General features: G+C 69.8%; 16 protein-coding genes. 1 reads left to right on the top strand and 15 read right to left on the bottom strand.

Annotated elements, in window-relative coordinates; all coding sequences use genetic code 11:
- Positions 1-5: 5 nt before the first annotated feature.
- From FFT10_RS07910 to FFT10_RS07885, 6 genes are all read right to left on the bottom strand, one after another.
- Complete coding sequence (locus tag FFT10_RS07910) at positions 6-2360, bottom strand: MFS transporter (protein WP_137732254.1); 2355 nt, start codon at positions 2358-2360, stop codon at positions 6-8.
- A 15-nt stretch (positions 2361-2375) separates the two neighbouring features.
- Positions 2376-3311 (bottom strand): glycosyl hydrolase family 17 protein, encoded by a 936-nt coding sequence (locus FFT10_RS07905; RefSeq protein WP_174246089.1) that lies wholly within the window; start codon positions 3309-3311, stop codon positions 2376-2378.
- 5 nt (positions 3312-3316) lie between these two features.
- Positions 3317-4291 carry a glycoside hydrolase family 17 protein gene (locus FFT10_RS07900; RefSeq protein WP_137732253.1) on the bottom strand — a complete coding sequence of 325 codons (975 nt, stop codon included), beginning with the start codon at positions 4289-4291 and terminating at the stop codon, positions 3317-3319.
- 44 nt (positions 4292-4335) lie between these two features.
- Positions 4336-5301: a glycoside hydrolase family 16 protein gene (locus FFT10_RS07895; RefSeq protein WP_137732252.1), complete on the bottom strand. Its 966-nt coding sequence runs from the start codon at positions 5299-5301 to the stop codon at positions 4336-4338.
- 22 nt (positions 5302-5323) lie between these two features.
- Positions 5324-6718 (bottom strand): GH1 family beta-glucosidase, encoded by a 1395-nt coding sequence (locus FFT10_RS07890; RefSeq protein ID WP_137732251.1) that lies wholly within the window; start codon positions 6716-6718, stop codon positions 5324-5326.
- 123 nt (positions 6719-6841) lie between these two features.
- Positions 6842-7897 carry a LacI family DNA-binding transcriptional regulator gene (locus tag FFT10_RS07885; RefSeq protein ID WP_137732250.1) on the bottom strand — a complete coding sequence of 352 codons (1056 nt, stop codon included), beginning with the start codon at positions 7895-7897 and terminating at the stop codon, positions 6842-6844.
- A gap of 90 nt (positions 7898-7987) precedes the next feature.
- On the opposite strand from FFT10_RS07885, the gene FFT10_RS07880 reads away from it, so the two are divergent.
- The gene (locus tag FFT10_RS07880) at positions 7988-9145 is read left to right on the top strand and encodes an MFS transporter (protein WP_137732249.1); all 1158 of its coding nucleotides are present in this window, start codon (positions 7988-7990) and stop codon (positions 9143-9145) included.
- Between the two features lie 3 nt (positions 9146-9148).
- On the opposite strand, the gene FFT10_RS07875 is transcribed toward FFT10_RS07880, so the two are convergent.
- Genes FFT10_RS07875 through FFT10_RS07835 form a run of 9 tightly spaced genes read right to left on the bottom strand, consistent with a single transcriptional unit; the run spans position 9149 to position 18245 of the window.
- Positions 9149-9862: an HAD-IA family hydrolase gene (locus FFT10_RS07875; RefSeq protein WP_137732248.1), complete on the bottom strand. Its 714-nt coding sequence runs from the start codon at positions 9860-9862 to the stop codon at positions 9149-9151.
- 2 nt (positions 9863-9864) lie between these two features.
- Positions 9865-10569 (bottom strand): ribulose-phosphate 3-epimerase, encoded by a 705-nt coding sequence (gene rpe, locus FFT10_RS07870; protein WP_137732247.1) that lies wholly within the window; start codon positions 10567-10569, stop codon positions 9865-9867.
- Positions 10570-10589: 20 nt separating this feature from the next.
- Positions 10590-11258: an HAD-IA family hydrolase gene (locus FFT10_RS07865; RefSeq protein ID WP_137732246.1), complete on the bottom strand. Its 669-nt coding sequence runs from the start codon at positions 11256-11258 to the stop codon at positions 10590-10592.
- A gap of 30 nt (positions 11259-11288) precedes the next feature.
- The gene (gene tkt, locus FFT10_RS07860; protein ID WP_137732245.1) at positions 11289-13328 is read right to left on the bottom strand and encodes a transketolase; all 2040 of its coding nucleotides are present in this window, start codon (positions 13326-13328) and stop codon (positions 11289-11291) included.
- A gap of 12 nt (positions 13329-13340) precedes the next feature.
- Positions 13341-14213: a phosphoribulokinase gene (locus tag FFT10_RS07855; RefSeq protein WP_137732244.1), complete on the bottom strand. Its 873-nt coding sequence runs from the start codon at positions 14211-14213 to the stop codon at positions 13341-13343.
- Between the two features lie 11 nt (positions 14214-14224).
- Positions 14225-15304, bottom strand: a complete 1080-nt coding sequence (locus FFT10_RS07850; protein ID WP_137732243.1) for a class 1 fructose-bisphosphatase — start codon at positions 15302-15304, stop codon at positions 14225-14227.
- A 40-nt stretch (positions 15305-15344) separates the two neighbouring features.
- Positions 15345-16310: a CbbX protein gene (gene cbbX / locus FFT10_RS07845; protein ID WP_137732242.1), complete on the bottom strand. Its 966-nt coding sequence runs from the start codon at positions 16308-16310 to the stop codon at positions 15345-15347.
- A gap of 32 nt (positions 16311-16342) precedes the next feature.
- Positions 16343-16783 carry a ribulose bisphosphate carboxylase small subunit gene (locus FFT10_RS07840; RefSeq protein WP_137732241.1) on the bottom strand — a complete coding sequence of 147 codons (441 nt, stop codon included), beginning with the start codon at positions 16781-16783 and terminating at the stop codon, positions 16343-16345.
- A 22-nt stretch (positions 16784-16805) separates the two neighbouring features.
- Positions 16806-18245 (bottom strand): form I ribulose bisphosphate carboxylase large subunit, encoded by a 1440-nt coding sequence (locus FFT10_RS07835; protein WP_228027033.1) that lies wholly within the window; start codon positions 18243-18245, stop codon positions 16806-16808.
- Between the last annotated feature and the right edge of the window lie 124 nt (positions 18246-18369).

Genomic DNA, 18369 nt, shown 5'->3' with positions numbered 1-18369 from the left:
GTCGATCAGGTGCGGTACTTCGGCCGCTCGTCCTTGTCCCACAGGCCCCACTGCGTGCCCACCTCGCCCTCCTGCCGGCGCTTCCAGGGCTCGTCGAACGAGGCGAACCAGAACAGCTTGACGCCCTCGCGCCGGCTCCACTGCTGGGCCTCGGTGAAGTAGCGCATCGCATGGTCGGCCGATGGCACGGCTGCACCCACCGCCTCGCCCTGGCCCGGCCAGCCGGTCTCGGCGAGGATGACTGCCTTGTCCTCGCCGGCCACCGCCTTCACCAGGCCGTGCATGCGCCGCAGGTACTGGGCCGCATGGTCGATGTGGGCGCCCTCCCAGAACGGGTAGCAGTTGGGCAGCAGCACATCGCAGGCCGCCACCAGGGCCGGGCGCTCCAGGAATTCGAAGTAGGCATCGACGCAGCCCACCCGCACGGACTCCGGCACCGCCGCACGCACCCGCGCCAGGGACTGCAGCAGTTCGGCTTCGGGCAGTTCGCCGCGCAGCAGCACCTCGTTGCCGACCACGGCGATGTCGACCATGCCATCCTGGGCCAGCCTGATGAGCGCGGTGATCTCACGCTCGTTGCGGGCGCGGTCCGCGCTGAGCCAGGCGCCGACCATGGTCTTCAGGCCCTTGGTGCGGGCCAGGCGGGGGATCGCCTCATGCCCTTCGGTGCAGGAGAACGAGCGCAGCCAGCGGGTGTGCGGCGCCACCAGGTCGATGCGGCGGCCGACATCGGACGCCAGCAGTTGGTCGCCCGCGCGCTGGCCTTCGGGATAGGCGCTGAAGCACAGGCCGTAGAGGCCGGCATCGAACTGCTCCGAGAAGCGCGAACGGATCTCGGCCGTCGGCATCGCCGCCATCGGCGAGGGCTCGGCACCCGGCAGCAGCAGGCCATGCTCGGCCAGCCAGGGCCGCGCGCCCGAGCCCTGCGACGAGGCGGCCGCACGCTGCTTGCGCCGGGCCAGTTCGGCATTGACCTCGGTGGCACGGCGCTCGTCCAGGTCGTAGTCGCGCATGAACCACATCGCCAGCAGCGTGCCAAAGATGGGCACGCCGGAATAGAACAGCCGCAGGCCGTCCACAGCGCCGGCCGGCTGGGTGGCGGCGCCAGGGGTGAAGGCGACCAGCGACATGATGGCGCCGCTGAGCAGGCCGGCGATGGCGAAGCCGAACTTCACCATCCACCAGTAGATGGCGCCGAAGATGCCCTCGCGCCGCTTGCCGGTGGCCAGCTCATCCAGGTCGCAGACGTCGGCAGTCATCGACATCATCAGGGTGAACAGCCCGCCGATGCCGAACGAGAAGAACGGCAGCGCGAACATGAACATCCACGGCTTGCCCGGCACCATCAGGAACCACAGCAGCACATAGCCGATGATGGAGATGCCCTGCGACACCATGAAGGCGTTCTTCTTGCCGATCCGGCGCGACATCCACGCCACCGTGGGAATGACGGCGAAGGTGGTCATCAGCGCCCCCACGCTGCCGAACAGCGTGGGCCAGATGCCGGCATCGGCCGTCTTGCCGCCGAACAGGTGGTAGACGACGATGAAGAACGAGAACGCCGCCACCGTGTTGAAGGCGTTGAAGATCAGGAAGGTGGAGAAGCACAGCTTGCGGAACGGCTTGGAGCTGAAGGCTTCCTTGAAGCCATTGAGGATCTCGCGCATGCCGCCGCCGAAGTTGGCCCAGGTCAGCGGCACCAGCTTCGCATCGTCCAGGCTGGAGCGGCTGGGGATGAACAGCGCCGGCACCATGGCCAGCAGCATGCACACCACGCCCACCCACACCGCCAGGTGGCGGGTGGCGGCATCGGCGTTCTCGAACCAGTCGGGGTCGTACATCACCACCCAGAACCAGGGCGCGATCACCCAGGCCCACTGGCCGATCCACTGCGCCACCGCCATGATGCTGGTGCGCTCGTGGAAGTCGTCGCTCATCTCGTAGCCGATCGCCACGTAGGGGATGCTGAACAGCGTGAGTCCGGTGTAGAAGATGAACGACCAGAACAGGAAGTACAGAAAGTTGTAGGTGACGCCGTCCTCGCGGTGGATCTGCCACATCGCCACGAACGAGATGCCCATCACGATGGCGCCCAGCAGCACATAGTGGTGCCGCCGGCCCCAGCGCGAGCGGGTGTTGTCGGAGATGAAGCCCATGATCGGGTCGGTCACCGAGTCGAACACCCGCGGCAGGAAGAACAGGATGCCCCACATCCACCCTGGAAAGCCCATGTCCTGCACCAGCACCACCATGAAGATGCCCAGCGCCGCCGGGAACATCTGGTTGGCCAGCATCCCCAACCCGAAGGCGACCTTCTGGCCGAACGGAACCTTGTGGCTGGTGGCGGCTGGGGTGGTCATGGGGGCTTTCGGAAGTCAGGCCTGGGCGACCAGGTCAGGGTACAGCGGGCGCATGGCCAGCTTGGGCTGGCGGTCGGCGGTGAACAGGCCCCAGTGCTTTTCCGGCTCCAGCGGGTCGGGGGAACCCTTCCAGGCCTCGTCGAAGGCTTCGAAGACGAAGCACAGCAGGCCCTCGGCCCGGGTCCAGGCCGTCAGCTCGGCGATGTAGGTGGCCTGCAGCGGCTGCACCGCATGCGCAGCATGCATGCCGCGGCCATTGCTGTGGGTGCACCAGCCGGCCTCGGTGATGACGATGGGCTTGCCGGGATGGCAGCGCGCCACGCTGGCGATGTTGGCCTGGGTGTAGGCCAGCGCCTCGCCGATGGGCTTGTACTCCCACAGCGGATAGGTGTGCACCGAGATGAAGTCCAGCTCGGGCACGAGGGGGCGCAGCTTGTCCTGCCAGGGCACGTAGTTCTCGCAGAAGGTGACCGGCTGGCGCACCGCCGCCTTGACCCGGCGCACATGGGCGATCATCGATGGCACCGGCACCAGGTGGTCGGTCCAGTCGACCGTGGCCTCGTTGCCCACCGCCACCGAGAACACGATGCCGGGGTAGCGGTTGGCCAGCGTGATCAGGCGGCCGACCTCGGCCTGGTTCTCGGCGCGGCTGGCGGCCAGTTCGGCGTCGGTGAAGTCGGCCCCCCAGGGGCAACCCGGGTTGCTGACCTCGGCGCCCAGGTAGGCGCCCAGCATCACCTGGAACGGCAGGCCGTCCTCTTCGATCACCTGCAGCACCCGCTCGGCATGCGGGCTGCAGTCGTACAGGCGCAGCAGGGTCCAGTGGCGGCGCAGGATGGCCAGGTCTTCGCGGATCTCGTCCAGCGATGGGTAGATCTTGTCACCCGGGCTTTGGCCATCGCGGTAGCCGGAGTAGCAGATGGCGTTGCCAGTGGGCAGGGTCAGGGGCATCGTGCTCATCCGAACTTGAGGACGCCGTCCTTGTCCCACAGCCCCCAGTAGGCACCCACATCGCCCTCGGCGCCGACCTTCCAGGCTTCGTCGAAGGCGGCGAAGTAGAAGAACTCGATGCCGTCCTGCTCGGCCCAGCGGCAGCAGTCGACGAAATACTGCATCGCGCCTTCACGCGAGGGCACGGCGCCGTGGAAGGCACTGCCCTGGTCGGGCCAGCCGGTCTCGCTGATCAGCACCCGCTTGCCCGGTGCCACAGCCCTGGTGCGGGCCACCATGCTCTGCATGTAGGCCAGGGCCTGCTCGCGCGGGCAGCCCTCCCAGAACGGGTAGCAGTTGGTCATCACCACATCGCAGGCGGCGGTGATGCGCGGGTGCTTCTCGAACAGGTAATAGGCATCGACATAGCCCACCGGCACGCCCGGCAGCGCATCCTTCACCCGCTGGATGCAGGCCAGCAGGTCGTCTTCCGGCATGTCCTCGCGCAGCAGCACCTCGTTGCCGACGGCCACGATGTCGGCATGGCCGGCGCGGGCGACGTCGATCACGCCCTGCAGTTCGCGTTCATTGATCGCCACATCGGTGCCCAGCCAGGCGCCCACCAGCGTCTTCAGGCCCAGTTCGTGGGCGATGCGTGGCGTCTGCTCATGGCCATCGGTGCAGGAGAAGCTGCGGATCCAGCGCGCATGCGGCTGCATGATCTGCAGCCGGGCCCGGATCTGCGCTTCGCTGATCTGGTCACCCGGCTGCTGGCCTTCCAGGTAGGGGCTGAAGCACAGGCCGTGGGCGCCGCGTTGCAGCGTGGCGGTGAAGTCGGCGGCCAGCGCATCGCGGGCGTCGGGTGTCCAGACCGTGGGGCCGGTGTGTTCCCAGCGGCCACCCAGCGGCACGCCGGTCACCGGCTGCGCACCGGAGTGACCGGCCTGCGCGTTCTGCAGATGGTCGCCCTGCGCATGGGTGGTGGTGGCGGACGGCGCCATGCCGGCGGGCGGGGAAGATCCGGGACGGGACATGGTGGACTTTCTCAGCGCGGCTTGGCGCGGGGCTTGGCGGGTGTCTTGCGCGCCGGCTTGGGCGCGGCAGGTTGGGGCTGCTGCCAGGGGAACAGCCCGGTGCCGATCGGCTTGGCCGGCCCGTAACCGCCGACCTTGTCGTAGACCCGCACGTAGTCGACCACCAGTTCGGCCGGGAAGCGGGTGGCATCGTTCGGCACGCCGGGGAAGTTGCCACCCACGGCCACGTTCATCACCAGGTAGAACGGCTGGTCGAACGGCGCCGGCCAGGGGTTCAGGTCGGCAGCGCGCTCGGGCTCGACACCGGCGCCGTCCACCCGCTTGCTGCAGCTCCACCAGTGGTCGTAGGTGCAGGTCTGCACGTCATCCACGAAGAACCGGATCTCGCCCGGCTCCCATTCCACCGCATAGGTGTGCCAGTCGGACACCAGGCTGCCCTCGGGCAGCGGATGCACCGTGGTGATCAGCGAGCGCTTGGGGAAGCTGCTGCCGAAGTGGATGCTGTTGAGCACCTCCTGGGGCTTCTCGCCGACGATCTCCATCAGGTCGATCTCGCCGCTGGCGGCCCAGCCGCCGTAGGCATCGTCGACCGGCAGCATCCACAGCGCCGGCCACAGGCCCTTGCCCCACGGCACCTGGGCGCGGAACTCGATGCGGCCGTAGCGGGTGGCGAACAGCACCGTGCCGTCGCGCCGGCGGGTCTTCAGCCGGGCCGAGGTGTAGCCGCAGCCGTGCAGCGGCGCCTTCACCGCACGGATGCGCAGGCAGCCGTCGCGCACCACCACGTTCTCGGGCTCGTGGGTGTAGTACTGCAGTTCCTCGTTGCCCCAGCCCGGAACCCAGGCGTGGTTCTTGTAGTCGTAGAAGCCGTTGCCGATGTCGAAGTCCCACTTGGCGGGGTCGACGCGGTCGCCGTCGAACTCGTCATGCCAGACGAGCTTCCAGCCGGGGATCTTCTTGGGTTTGGTCTTGGCCATGGCGTTGCGTTGGCAGGGTGGGTCAGACGCGGTCGCCGGCCAGCACCGGGCCGGGCTGCTGCGCCCGCTGGCGCTGCAGGAAGCGGCGGTACCACAGTGCGCTGTCCTTGGCGGTGCGGCGCTGGGTGGCGTAGTCGACATGCACGATGCCGAAGCGCTTGGCATAGCCCGAGGCCCACTCGAAGTTGTCCATCAGGCTCCACACCATGTAGCCGGCCATCGGAACCCCCTGGCCCAGCGCGGCGCCCACGGCGGCGATGTGGCTGGCGATGTAGTCGGCGCGGTCGCGGTCATGCACCCGGCCGGCCACCAGGGTGTCGGCAAAGGCGCCGCCGTTCTCGGTCACGTAGACCGGCGGCAGCGGGTAGTCGCGGTGCACCCGCAGCAGCAGGTCGGTCAGGCCCTCGGGGTAGACCTCCCAGCCCATGTCGGTCAGCGGCAGGCCGCTGCGCTGCACGTCGAACGGCGCATCGGCGCTGACCACGGCGCGCGAGTAGTAGTTGATGCCGAGGAAGTCCATCGGCGTGGCGATGGCCGCCATGTCGCCGGGCTGCACCCGCGGTGCATCGGGCCCCAGGTGCTGCAGCACATCCAGCGGGTAGCTGCGGTGGAACAGCGGATCCATGTACCAGCGCAGCAGCAGGCCGTCCTCCAGCCGCGCCCGGGCCTGGTCGGCGGCGCTGTCGGTGGCCGGCTGCACCGGCGACAGGTTCAGCACGATGCCGAGCTTGGCCCGGCAACCGTCGGCCCGCAGCGCCTGAAGCGCCAGGCCATGGCTGACCAGCAGGTGGTGGGCCACCTGCATCGCGGTGGCGCGGCTGCGCAGGCCGGGCGCGAAGATGCCGTCCTCATGGCCCAGCTTGGCCACCACCCAGGGCTCGTTGTGGGTGGTGATCGCGGCCACGCGGTCGCCCAGGCGGCGGTGCATGCCCAGCGCGTAGTCGACAAAGTGCTGCACCGTGTCCCGGCTGGCCCAGCCACCGCGGTCCTGCAGGGCCTGGGGCAGGTCCCAGTGGTTCAGCGTCAGACAGGGCTGCACGCCGCGGGCCAGGAGGCCGTCGACCAGGCGCTCGTAGAACGCCAGGCCAGCCTCGTTCCAGGCGCCCTGCCCCAGCGGCCGCACCCGCGGCCACGACACGCTGAAACGGTAGGCGTCCACGCCCAGGTCGGCGACCATGTCCAGGTCGTCGTCGAGCCGGCGCAGGTGGTCGCAGGCCACATCGCCGTTGCTGCCGTCGGCGATGGCGCCGGGCTGGCGGCAGAAGCGGTCCCAGATGGACTCGCCCTTGCCATCGGCCGTGGCCGCACCTTCGATCTGGAAGGCGCTGGTGGCCACGCCCCAGACGAAGCCGGGCGGAAAGCGGTGGCCCGGCTCGGCAGGCTGGTACAGGTCGTGGATCGGCAGCGAGAAGGGCATGGGTCAGGCGGCGCGGCTGCGGCACGGGCGCCGGCACGGCTGCGTTTGTTTGAAAGCGCTTTCAAACTATAGGCGGCGCGGGATCGGCATGTCAATCGAGGGTAAGCGCGGGGGGCTCCGAGCTCAGCCACGCAGGCGCCGGCTGGACTCGCGCGCGATCAGCCGCGGCGGCGGCACTGCCACCGTGGGCGTGCTGCCGCCCAGCAGCTGCAGCATGGCGGTGGCCGCCAGGCGGCCCAGCTCGTAGGCGGGCTGGTGCACCGTGCTCATGGGCGGCAGCGCATACATCGAGGTGGGCAGGTCGTCGAAGCCGACCAGCGACACATCCTCCGGCACCCGCAGCGATCGGCGGTGCAGGCCCAGCGCCGCGCCGCAGGCCATCTGGTCGTTGGCGGCGAAGATGGCGGTGAAGCGCTGGCGGCTCTCCAGCAGCCGGTCGACGGCCAGCAGGCCGCTGACCTCGTGGTACTCGCCCGGCACCACCAGCGCCGGGTCGTAGGCGATGCCGGCCTCCTCCAGCGCCTGGCGGTAGCCGCGGTGGCGGTCGTTGGCATCGGGATGGTCGGCATCGCCGGCGATGAAGGCGATGCGCTGGTGGCCCAGCTCCAGCAGGTGGCGGGTGGCCAGGCGGCCGCCTTCCATGTTGTCGAAGGCCAGCGAGAACAGCCCCGGGGCCTTGGTGCTGCGCCCGGTGGCCACCACCGGCAGCTGGCGCGCGGTGGCCTTCAGCGCGGCGTCGGTCAGCCGGCCGGTCAGCACGATGATGCCGTCCACCCGGCGTGAGCGCAGCACCTCGATGCAGCGGGCCTCGGCCGCGGCGTTCCAGTGGCCGCTGACGAACAGCGGGCTGTAGCCGGCCGGGTCCAGCTCGTCCTCGATGCCGCGCAGCGCGGCGCCGTAGAAGGGGCTGTCGATGGCCTGGGTGACCACGCCGATGCTCAGGCTGCGGCCGCCGGCCAGGCCACGGGCCATCGGGTTGGGCACGAAGCCCAGGCGGGCGATGGCATCGTCCACCGCCTGCTTCTTCAGCGCGCTGACCACCGCCGTGCCGTTGAGGATGCGCGAGACGGTGCTGGGCGACACCCCGGCTGCCTGGGCCACCATCTCCAGCGTGATCGGCCCCTGCGTCGGGCTGGCGGCGGCGCGGTGTCCCCGGCCGGGATTCGTCGTCGACTTCATCGGCGTGTGCCCTGCTCTCCCGGCGGGCAGTGTAGCCGGCACCCCTGCGCATCGATGCGATGATCCGGCGCCCTGCCCTTCAAGCCGCCGATGCCCGCTGGTGCCCGCCTGAGCCCACCCCAACGGGTGTATGCCGCCTTTCTGCTGTACGCCATGGCCATTGGCGGCATCTTTCCGCGGCTGGGTGACCTGCAGCAGGCGCTGGGCCTGAGCGAGCGCACGCTGGGCCTGGCGCTGATCGGCACCGCCAGCGGCACGCTGATCTCGCTGACCTTCGCCGGCCGCTGGCTGGACCGCCTGGGCCACCGCCAGGTGCTGCTGCTGGGCATCCCGCTGATCGCGGGCGCCTATGCGCTGGCCAGCCATGCCGGCGGTGCGCTGGCGTTGTACCTGCTGCTGGTGCCGGCCGGCCTGTGCATCGGCGCGGTGGAGATCGTCGTCAACCTGGAGGCCGACCGCATCGAGCACCAGTTGGGCCAGCGCATCATGAGCCGGGCCCATGCCTTCTGGAGCATCGGCTTCTTCGGCGCCGGGCTGCTGGGCGCGGGCGTGGCCCAGCTGGGTGTGTCGGTGCAGGCGCACCTCTTGGGCATGGTGCTGGGCATCGGGGCAGCCTGCGTCTGGGCGCTGCGCGGCTTCGAAGCCGCCGGCCACCGGCCCGACAGCCATGCCGGCGCCACGCCGCGCTGGGCCCGGCCCACCCGGGCCACGCTGGTGCTGGTGGCGGCCACGCTGGCCGCGATGGTGCTGGAAGGCGCCGGTGCCGAATGGTCGGCGATCTACATGCGCGATGTGTTCGGCGCCACGCCCTTCCTGGCCGGTGCCGCGGTGGCGGTGGGCGCCGGCGCGCAGGCGGCGGCGCGCTGGGTGGCCGACGGCTTCGTCGAGCGGCACGGCCCGCTGCGGGTGGCGCGCACGCTGCAGGCCCTGCTGGGCACCGGCGCGGCCCTGGTGCTGCTGGCGCCGCATCCGGCGCTGGCGCTGCTGGGCTTCGGCCTGATCGGCGTGGGCACCAGCGCGATGTTTCCATTGGCCATGTCGGCCGCCGCCCAGGCCACCGACCGGCCCGCGGCGCAGAACGTGGCGGCGCTGGCGCAGACCTCGTTCCTGGCCTTTCTGGTGGGGCCGCCGCTGCTGGGCTGGGTGGCCACCAGCCTGGGCATCCGCTGGAGCTTCGGCATCACGCTGCCGCTGGTGGCGCTGGCCTGGTGGGCCTGCACGGCCCTGGTGCCGCGGCGCCCGGGCTGACGATCAGCCGGCGTGCCAGGCCCGCAGCCGGGGCAAATCCACCCCCGCCAGATCGACCAGGTCGGCCCGCAGCAGCGGGCTGGCCGGCAGCACATCGGCCTGGGTGTAACGGCTGCGGGTCACCACCGTCGGCAGGCCGGCGGCCACCGCGGCAGCGCTGCCGGGGGCCGAGTCCTCCAGCGCCAGGCAGTCGGCCGCCGTCAGCCCCAGCCGCTGCAGCACCCAGCGGTAAATGTCGGGCGCCGGCTTCTTGGCCGGCACCACATCGCCCGCGCCGATGCTGGCGAACCAGGCCGGGCTGCCGGCGCCCAGCGTGGCCAGCAGCAGGGCATCGACGTTGTCTGGCGTGGTGGTGGTGGCGATGGCCAGCGTGACGCCCTCGGCCCGCGCAGCCTGCAGCAGCCGGGCCACGCCCGGGCGCAGCTGCACCGCGCCGCGGGCCACCAGCTCGACATAGATCGCCGTCTTGCGGGCATGCAGGCGCGCGATGCGGGCGGTGGTGTCGGACGCGGCGGCCGTCGCCGGGTCCACCTGCTGCCACCAGACGCGCAGGCGTTCCTTGCCGCCGGTGGTGGCCAGCAGATCGCGGTACAGCGGTTCGTCCCAGTGCCAGCCCAGGCCGGCTTCGGCAAAGGCCTGGTTGAAGGCGACGCGGTGGCCGTCGTGCTCGGTCTCGGCCAGCGTGCCGTCGACATCCCAGACCAGGGCGCGCAGCATGCTCAGGCTGCCCGGCGGTCGGCCGCGCCAGCGCGGGCACCGGCCTTCAGCGCGGCGATGGTGGCGGCCCAGTCGGCGCTGCCGAACACTGCCGAGCCGGCCACGAAGGTGTCGGCACCGGCGCGGGCGATCTCGGCGATGTTGTCGGGCTTGACGCCACCGTCCACCTCCAGCCGGATGCGGCGGCCGGACTGCGCCGCGTGGGCATCCAGCCGCTGCCGCACCTGGGCCAGCTTGGGCAGGGTGCTGGCGATGAAGCTCTGGCCACCGAATCCCGGGTTCACGCTCATCAGCATCACCAGGTCGAGCTTGTCCAGCACATGGTCCAGCCAGGCCAGCGGCGTGGCCGGGTTGAACACCAGGCCGGCCTGGCAGCCGTGGTCGCGGATCAGCGCCAGCGTGCGGTCGACATGGCGGCTGGCCTCGGGGTGGAAGCTGATCAGCCCGGCGCCGGCCTTGGCGAACAGCGGCACCAGCGCATCCACCGGCTCCACCATCAGGTGCACATCCATCATCGCGGTGCGGGCATGGGGCTTCAAGGCCTCGCAAACCATCGGACCGAAGGTGAGGTTGGGCACGTAGTGGTTGTCCATCACGTCGAAGTGGATCCAGTCGGCGCCGGCGGCGACGACCTGCGCCACGTCATCACCCAGGCGGGCGAAGTTGGCCGCCAGGATGCTGGGGGCGATCAGGGGAGGAACGGGCATGGTGGGCCTGCGGGAGGTGGTCAGCCGATGGCCAGGTGGGTGGCCGCCAGCGGGTTGAACTGGTCGAAATGGGCGATGAAGCCATCGGGTGCGTCGTCGCCGGTCAGGCTGCCCTGCGGGTAGCCGTGGCGCACCAGCTGCACCGCCACGCCGGCGGCGCGGGCGGTGCGCACATCGGTGGTGCTGTCGCCCACCAGCAGCGCCTCCTCGGGCCGGGCCTGCAGCGCAGCCAGTGCATGCTGCACCACGCCCGGGTGCGGCTTCTTCACCGGCAGCGTGTCGCCGGCCACGATCAGGTCGAAATCCGACAGCAGCTGATGCCGCACCAGCAGGCGCTGGGCAAAGGCCGACTCCTTGTTGGTCAGCAGCACCTGCTGCAGGCCCTGGTCACGCAGGCGCTGCAGCATGGCCCGCACGCCGTCGTGCACCAGGCTGTTGGTGCCGCAGCGCTCGGCATAGTCGTTGGCGAAGCCGGGCCAGGCCGCGTCCACCGCGCTGGCCGGCTCGCCCACATGGGCCAGGGCCTTGCCCAGCAGCGCGCGGGCGCCGTCGCCGATCCAGGTGCGCACCAGCGCCGCCGGCGCCAGCGCATGGCCGCGGCGGCGCAGCGTGTCGTTGACCGCATCGGCGATCTCGGGGGCGGTCTCCATCAGGGTGCCGTCCAGGTCGTACAGGATCACGCGCAGCATGGTCGGCATCCAGTTCAAGGTTTGTGAGGTTCAGTGGCTGGCTGCCACGCGCTGGCGCACCGCGGCCATCACCGCGTCGGCGGTGAAGCCGAAGTGCTGCATCAGCGCCGGGCCGGGTGCCGATTCGCCGAAGCGGGCGATGCCCACCACCGCGCCGCTGCGGCCGGTGTAACGGCGCCAGCCATCGGGATGGCCGGCCTCCACCGCCACGGTGGGCAGCGAAGGTGGCAGCACCGCATCGCACCAATCGGCCGGCTGGGCATCGAAGCGCTGGGTGCAGGGCATCGACACCACCCGCACGGCGATGCCCTCCTCGGCCTGCAGGCGCCGGCGTGCCTCCATCGCCAGGCCCACCTCAGACCCGGTGGCGATGATCACCGCCTGCACCGGCTGGCCGGCGGGCGCATCGGCCAGCACATAGCCGCCGCGGGCCACGTCGGCCCGCTGCGCCGGCCGGCTGACGATGGGCAGCGCCTGGCGCGACAGCACCAGCGCGCTGGGGCCATCGGTGCGCTGCAGGGCCTGCACCCAGGCCACCGCAGTCTCCAGGGCATCGGCCGGGCGCCACAGGTCCAGCCCGGGGATCAGCCGCAGCGAGGCCACCTGCTCGATGGGCTGATGCGTCGGGCCATCCTCGCCCAGGCCGATGGAGTCATGGGTGAACACATGCACCACCCGCTGCTGCATCAGCGCGGCCATGCGGATGGCATTGCGGCTGTAGTCGCTGAAGGTGAGGAAGGTGCCGCCGAAGGGCAACAGGCCGCCATGCAGGGCCACACCGTTCATCACCGCAGCCATGCCGAACTCGCGCACGCCATAGCTGAGGTAGTTGCCGGCCTGGCCAGGCGTGACCGTGCGGCAGCCGGCGAAGTTGGTCAGGTTGCTGCCGGTCAGGTCGGCCGAGCCGCCCAGCAGTTCAGGCAACAGCGGCGCCAGCGCATCCAGTGCCAGCTGCGAGGCCCGGCGGGTGGCCACCGGCTTGGTGGACGCCTCGGCCAGGGCCATCACCGCCAGGTCGGCCTGCGCGGCCCAGGCGGCCGGCAGCGCGCCGCGCTGGCGGCGCTGGAACTCGGCAGCCAGTGCCGGATGGGCTGCCGCGTAACGTGCAAACAGCGCGTCCCAACCGGCCTGGCGGGCGGCGCCGGCACTGCGCCCATTCCATGCAGCGCGCAGATCGTCGGGCACCTCGAACGGCGGCGCGGTCCAGCCCAGGTGTTGGCGCAGCGCGGCGATGGCGGCAGCGCCCAGTGGCGCGCCGTGCACATCGGCCGTGCCCTCCTGGCCGATGGCGCCCTTGCCGATGGTGGTGCGGCAGACGATCAGCGTGGGCTGGTCCTGCACCGCGGTGGCCTGGGTGATGGCCGCATCCAGCGCCGCCAGGTCATGGCCGTCGAGCGGGCCGATCACGTTCCAGCCGCAAGCGCGGAAGCGCGCTGGCGTGTCGTCGCCGAACCAGCCGGCCACGTCGCCGTCGATGCTGATGCCGTTGTCGTCGTACAGCGCCACCAGCTTGCCCAGCTTCAGCGTGCCGGCCAGCGAGATCGCCTCCTGGCTGATGCCTTCCATCAGACAGCCGTCGCCCAGGAACACCCAGGTGCGGTGGTCGACGATGGGGAAGCCCTCGCGGTTGAACTCGGCGGCCAGCAGCTTTTCCGCCAGCGCCATGCCCACCGCATTGGCCAGGCCCTGGCCCAGCGGGCCGGTGGTGGTCTCCACGCCTGGCGTGAGGTGCACCTCCGGATGCCCGGGCGTCTTGCTGCCCAGTTGCCGGAACCGGCGGATCTCGTCCATCGGCAAGTCGTAGCCGGTGAGGTGCAGCAACGCATACAGCAGCATCGACGCATGGCCGTTGCTCAGCACGAAGCGGTCGCGGTCGGCCCAGTGCGGGTTGGCCGGGTTGTGGCGCAGGTGGCGGGCCCACAGGGCCACGCCCATCTCGGCCATGCCCATCGGCGCACCGGGGTGGCCGCTGTTGGCCTGCTGCACCGCATCGACAGCCAGCATGCGGATCGTGTCGGCCATGCGGCGGCCCAGCGCCCCGTCCAGGGGCGCGGTGTTCTGTGTGGTCATGGAGTCTCCGGACTAGCCTGCGCGCCGCTTCAAGTCGAGCAGGCGCAGGATCATGGGTGTGAAGATCAGCTGCATCGCCAGCCCCATCTTTCCGCCGGGGATCACGATGGTGTTGGGCCGGGTCATCATCGAGCCGTGCAGCATCGACATCAGGTACGGGAAGTCGATGCCCCGGGGCTTGGCGAAGCGGATCACCACCATGCTCTCGTCGGCGCTGGGGATGTCCTTGGCGATGAATGGGTTGCTGGTGTCCACCGTGGGCACGCGCTGGAAGTTGACATGCGTGCGGCTGAACTGCGGGCAGATGTGGTTCACATAGTCGGGCATGCGGCGCAGGATGGTCTCGACCACCGCCTCCTGGCTGTAGCCGCGCAGGTTCTGGTCACGGTGCAGCTTCTGGATCCACTCCAGGTTGATGATGGGTACCACGCCCACCAGCAGGTCGACATGGCGGGCCACGTCCACGCCCGGCCCGGTGAAGCCGCCGTGCAGGCCCTCGTAGAACAGCACGTCGCTCTCGGCCATCGGCTGCCAGTCGGTGAAGGTGCCGGGCTCGCCGCCCAGTTCCCTGGCTTCGCCGGCATCGTGGATGTAGCGGCGCACCTGGCCGCCGCCGTTCTTGGCGTAACCCGCAAAGGTGGTGTCCAGCTCGGCCAGCAGGTTGCTCTCCGGGCCGAAGTGGCTGATCTGCGGGCCCTCGCCATGGTCGGCGGCGCGCACCTTGGCGCGCATCTCCACCCGGTTGTAGCGGTGGAAGGAATCGCCCTCGATGACCTGGGCGCGGATGTTCTCGCGCCGGAAGATGTGGGCGAAGCTCTTCATCACCGTGGTGGTGCCGGCGCCGGACGAGCCGGTGACCGCGATGATGGGATGTTTCTGCGACATGGCGACTCCGGTCAGATGAATTCACGCGCGCGGAACAGCGAGCGCTCGTTGAACAGCGGGCTCTCGTAGGGCCGGTCCTCGCCGCGTTCATGTTCCGCGTGGTAGCGCTCGATGCGCAGCACCTCGTTCCTGCTGCCCAGGATCACCGGCACACGCTGGTGCAGCTGAGACGGCTGCACCTCCATCAGCCGCTGGCGGCCGGTGCTGCTGGCGCCGCCGGCCTGCTCGATCAGCATGCTGATCGGGTTGGCCTCGTACATCAGGCGCAGGCGGCCGGGCTTGCTCGGGTCCTTGGTGTCCTTGGGGTACATGAAGACACCGCCGCGCATCAGGATGCGGTGCACCTCGGCCACCATGCTGGCGATCCAGCGCATGTTGAAGTCGCGCCCGCGCTCGCCCGCCTTGCCGGCTTGGCACTCAGTCACGTAGCGGTGCACCGGCGGCTCCCAGAAGCGGGCGTTGCTGGTGTTGATGGCGAACTCGCTGGTGTCCTCGGGGATGGCCAGGTCGCGGTGGGTGAGGATGAAGTTGCCCACCTCGCGGTCGAGCGTGAAGCCGTGCGTGCCCTTGCCCACCGTCAGCACCAGCATGGTGGCCGGGCCGTAGATGGCGTAACCCGCGGCCACCTGGCGGATGCCGGGCTGCAGGTAGTCGCTGGTGGCGGGCTGCTCGGTGCCGGCGTGCTGCAGCACCGAGAAGATGGTGCCCACCGACACATTCACATCGGTGTTCGACGAGCCGTCCAGCGGGTCGAAGATCAGCAGGTAGGGCCCGCGGGCGAAGTTCTCGGGGATGACATAGGGCTCGTCCAGCTCCTCGCTGGCCAGGCCGGCCACCAGGCCGCCCCATTCGGTGGCGGTCACCATCGCGTCGTTGGCCAGCACATCCAGCTTCTTCTGCTGCTCGCCCTGCACATTGGTGTGTTCCACCGTGCCCAGGTAGCCGCCCAGCGCGCCCTTGGCCGTCATCGACGAGATGGCTTTCACGGCAGCGGCCACATCCACCAGCAGCGCGGCCAGCTTGCCCTGGTCCTCCACATCCTGCAGCTGCTGGATCAGGAACTTGGAAAGGGTGGTGCGTCCGAGGTGCATGGCGAGGCTCCGGGTCGGGATCTGGTCGTGGTTGTGGAGATCAGGGCGCGGCGGCGGCAAACACCCGGCTCGCGCGGATGTCGCTCTCGGCGATGGTGCTCAGGTCGTCGGCGGTCAGCGGCCGGTCGCGGTCGGCGAACAGGCGGCTGGCCTGCCGCAGCCGCATGCGGTCGAGTGCATTGCGCACGCTGCGCGCATTGGCAAAGTGCGGCTGGGTGATGCGGCGCTGCAGGTAGTCATCAAACGCCTCGCGGGCGCCGGGGCCAAAGCGGTAGTGGCTGGCGCCCAGCATGGTGTCGGCGATGTGCAGCAGCTCGCCGCTGGAATAGTCGGGGAAGTCCAGGTGGTGGGCGATGCGGCTGCTCATGCCCGGGTTGCTCTGGAAGAAGGTGTCCATGCGGTCCTTGTACCCCGCCAGGATCACCACCAGGTCGTCGCGCTGGTTCTCCATCACCTGCAGCAGGATCTCGATCGCCTCCTGGCCGTAGTCGCGCTCGTTCTCGGGGCGGTAGAGGTAGTAGGCCTCGTCGATGAACAGCACGCCGCCCATGGCCTTCTTCAGCACCTCCTTGGTCTTGGGCGCGGTGTGGCCGATGTACTGGCCGACCAGGTCATCCCGGGTGACGCTGACCACATGCCCCTTCCGCACATAGCCCAGGCGATGCAGGATCTGCGCCATGCGCAGGGCCACCGTGGTCTTGCCGGTGCCGGGGTTGCCCGAGAAGCACATGTGCAGGCTGGGCTTGCTGGCCGCCAGGCCCAGGTGCTCGCGCAGCTTGGCGATCACCAGCAGCGCGGCGATGTCGCGGATGCGGGCCTTCACCGGCGCCAGGCCGACCAGATCGCGGTCCAGCTCGTCCATCACCGATTCCACCTGGCTCTGGGCCAGCACCTGGCCCACAGTCACCGGCACGGGGTGGTTGGCTGCCGGAAGGGGGGCAGCCGCCGCAGCAGCAGGTGTTGCCGGCGTCGACCCCGGAATGGCATACAACGGTGCGGTGGACATGGTGCAGTGCTCCTGGTGCGGGCCGGGCAGGCTCAGCGTGTGCCGCGTTCGCCTTCGGGCTTGTCGGTGCTGTAGCTGTGCACGGTGTAGTGCATGCTGCGGCCGCCCACCTCCTGGCGCACCAGGCCGAAGCCGGGCTCGTTGGCCGGGCGGTTGACCATGAAGCTCATCGCGATGGTCTCCACGCCGCGGGTGGAATCAAAGGCCATCAGGCGGATGTAGTGGCTCGGGAAGGTCTTGCGGCAGGCCTGAAGTTCCAGCATCACGCCGGCGGCGTCGGCCAGGTCGAACATCGGCATGCCGTACATCTCCCAGTAGGTGTTGCGCGGGTGCGGATCGTCGGTGTATTCGACGCTCCAGGCGTAGCCTTTGCGCAGGCCGTACTCGATCTGCAGCGTGATCTCGTCGTCCGTCAGGTCGGGCAGGAAGCTGAACTGGCCCTGGGTGATGCGGCCGGTGGGGTTGGTCATCATGGTGGTGGCTCCTGGTGTGCGTTCAGGCGACGGACGGCTGCACCGCGTAGTCGCTGGTGTCGGTGCTCTGGTAGTTGAAGCTGATGTCGCCCCAGGTGTCGAGCGCCTGCTTCAGCGGGGTGCAGAACTGGGCGGCCTTGCGCAGGATGTCCGGGCCCTCGTTGAGGATGTCCCGGCCCTCGTTGCGCGCCTTGACCATGCACTCCAGCGCCACGCGGTTGGCCACCGCGCCGGCCTGGATGCCGGCCGGGTGGCCGATGGTGCCGCCACCGAACTGCAGCACCACGTCGTCGCCGAACAGGTCGATCAGCTGGTGCATCTGGCCGGCGTGGATGCCGCCCGAGGCCACCGGCATCACCTTCTTCAGATCCGCCCAGTCCTGGTCGAAGAACAGGCCGCGCTGCAGATCCTGCTTCGTGAAGCTGTCGCGGCAGACGTTGTAGTAGCCCTGCACCGTCATCGGATCGCCCTCGAGCTTGCCCACCGCGGTGCCGGTGTGCAGATGGTCGCAGCCGGCCAGGCGCAGCCACTTGGCGATCACCCGGAAGCTCACGCCGTGGTTCTTCTGCCGGGTGTAGGTGCCGTGGCCGGCGCGGTGCATGTGCATGATCATGTCGTTGGCGCGGCACCATTCGGCCATGCTCTGGATGGCGGTGTAGCCGATCACCAGGTCGACCATGACAATCACGCTGCCCAGTTCCTTGGCGAAGTCGGCCCGGCGGTACATCTCCTCCATGGTGCCGGCGGTCACGTTCAGGTAGCTGCCCTTGACCTCGCCGGTGGCCGCGCTGGCCTTGTTCACCGCGTCCATCACGTACAGGAAGCGGTCACGCCAGTGCATGAAGGGCTGCGAGTTGATGTTCTCGTCGTCCTTCATGAAGTCCAGGCCGCCCTTCAGGCCTTCGTAGACCACGCGGCCGTAGTTGCGGCCACTCAGGCCCAGCTTGGGCTTGGTGGTGGCACCCAGCAGCGGGCGGCCGAACTTGTCCAGCCGCTCCCGCTCGACCACCAGGCCGGTCGGCGGGCCCTTGAAGGTCTTGACGTAGGCCACCGGGATGCGGATGTCCTCCAGCCGGGCCGCCTTCAGCGGCTTGAAGCTGAACACGTTGCCGATCAGGCTGGCCGTCATGTTGGCGATCGAGCCCTCTTCGAACAGGATGATGTCGTAGGCCACCCAGGCGAAATACTGGCCGGGCGTGCCGGGCACCGGCTCCACCTTGTAGGCCTTGGCGCGGTAGCTGTCGCAGGCCGTCAGGCGGTCGGTCCACACCACCGTCCAGGTGGCGGTGCTGCTCTCGCCGGCCACGGCGGCGGCGGCCTCCACCGGGTCCACGCCCTCCTGCGGCGTGATGCGGAACAGGCACAGGGTGTCGGTGTCCTTGGGCACGTAGTCGGCATCCCAATAGCCCATCTGCCGATACTTCAGCACGCCGGCGCTGTAGCGGGCCTTCTTGTCGGTGATCTGGGTGTTGGCCTGGTTGGCAAACGCGGCGGCTTCGACGGGTTGGTTCACAGGGGTCTCCTTGGGTTGACCACCGCCTGCGTTGGCCGCAAGAGGTTTGGCGTGGACCCACTGTAGGCAGCAT

Origin of the sequence: Pseudaquabacterium pictum, from assembly GCF_005403045.1 — a bacterium.
Lineage (GTDB): Bacteria > Pseudomonadota > Gammaproteobacteria > Burkholderiales > Burkholderiaceae_C > Pseudaquabacterium > Pseudaquabacterium pictum.
The sequence above is the reverse complement of the archived record's forward strand: the minus strand, read 5'-3'. Positions and strand labels throughout refer to the sequence as shown.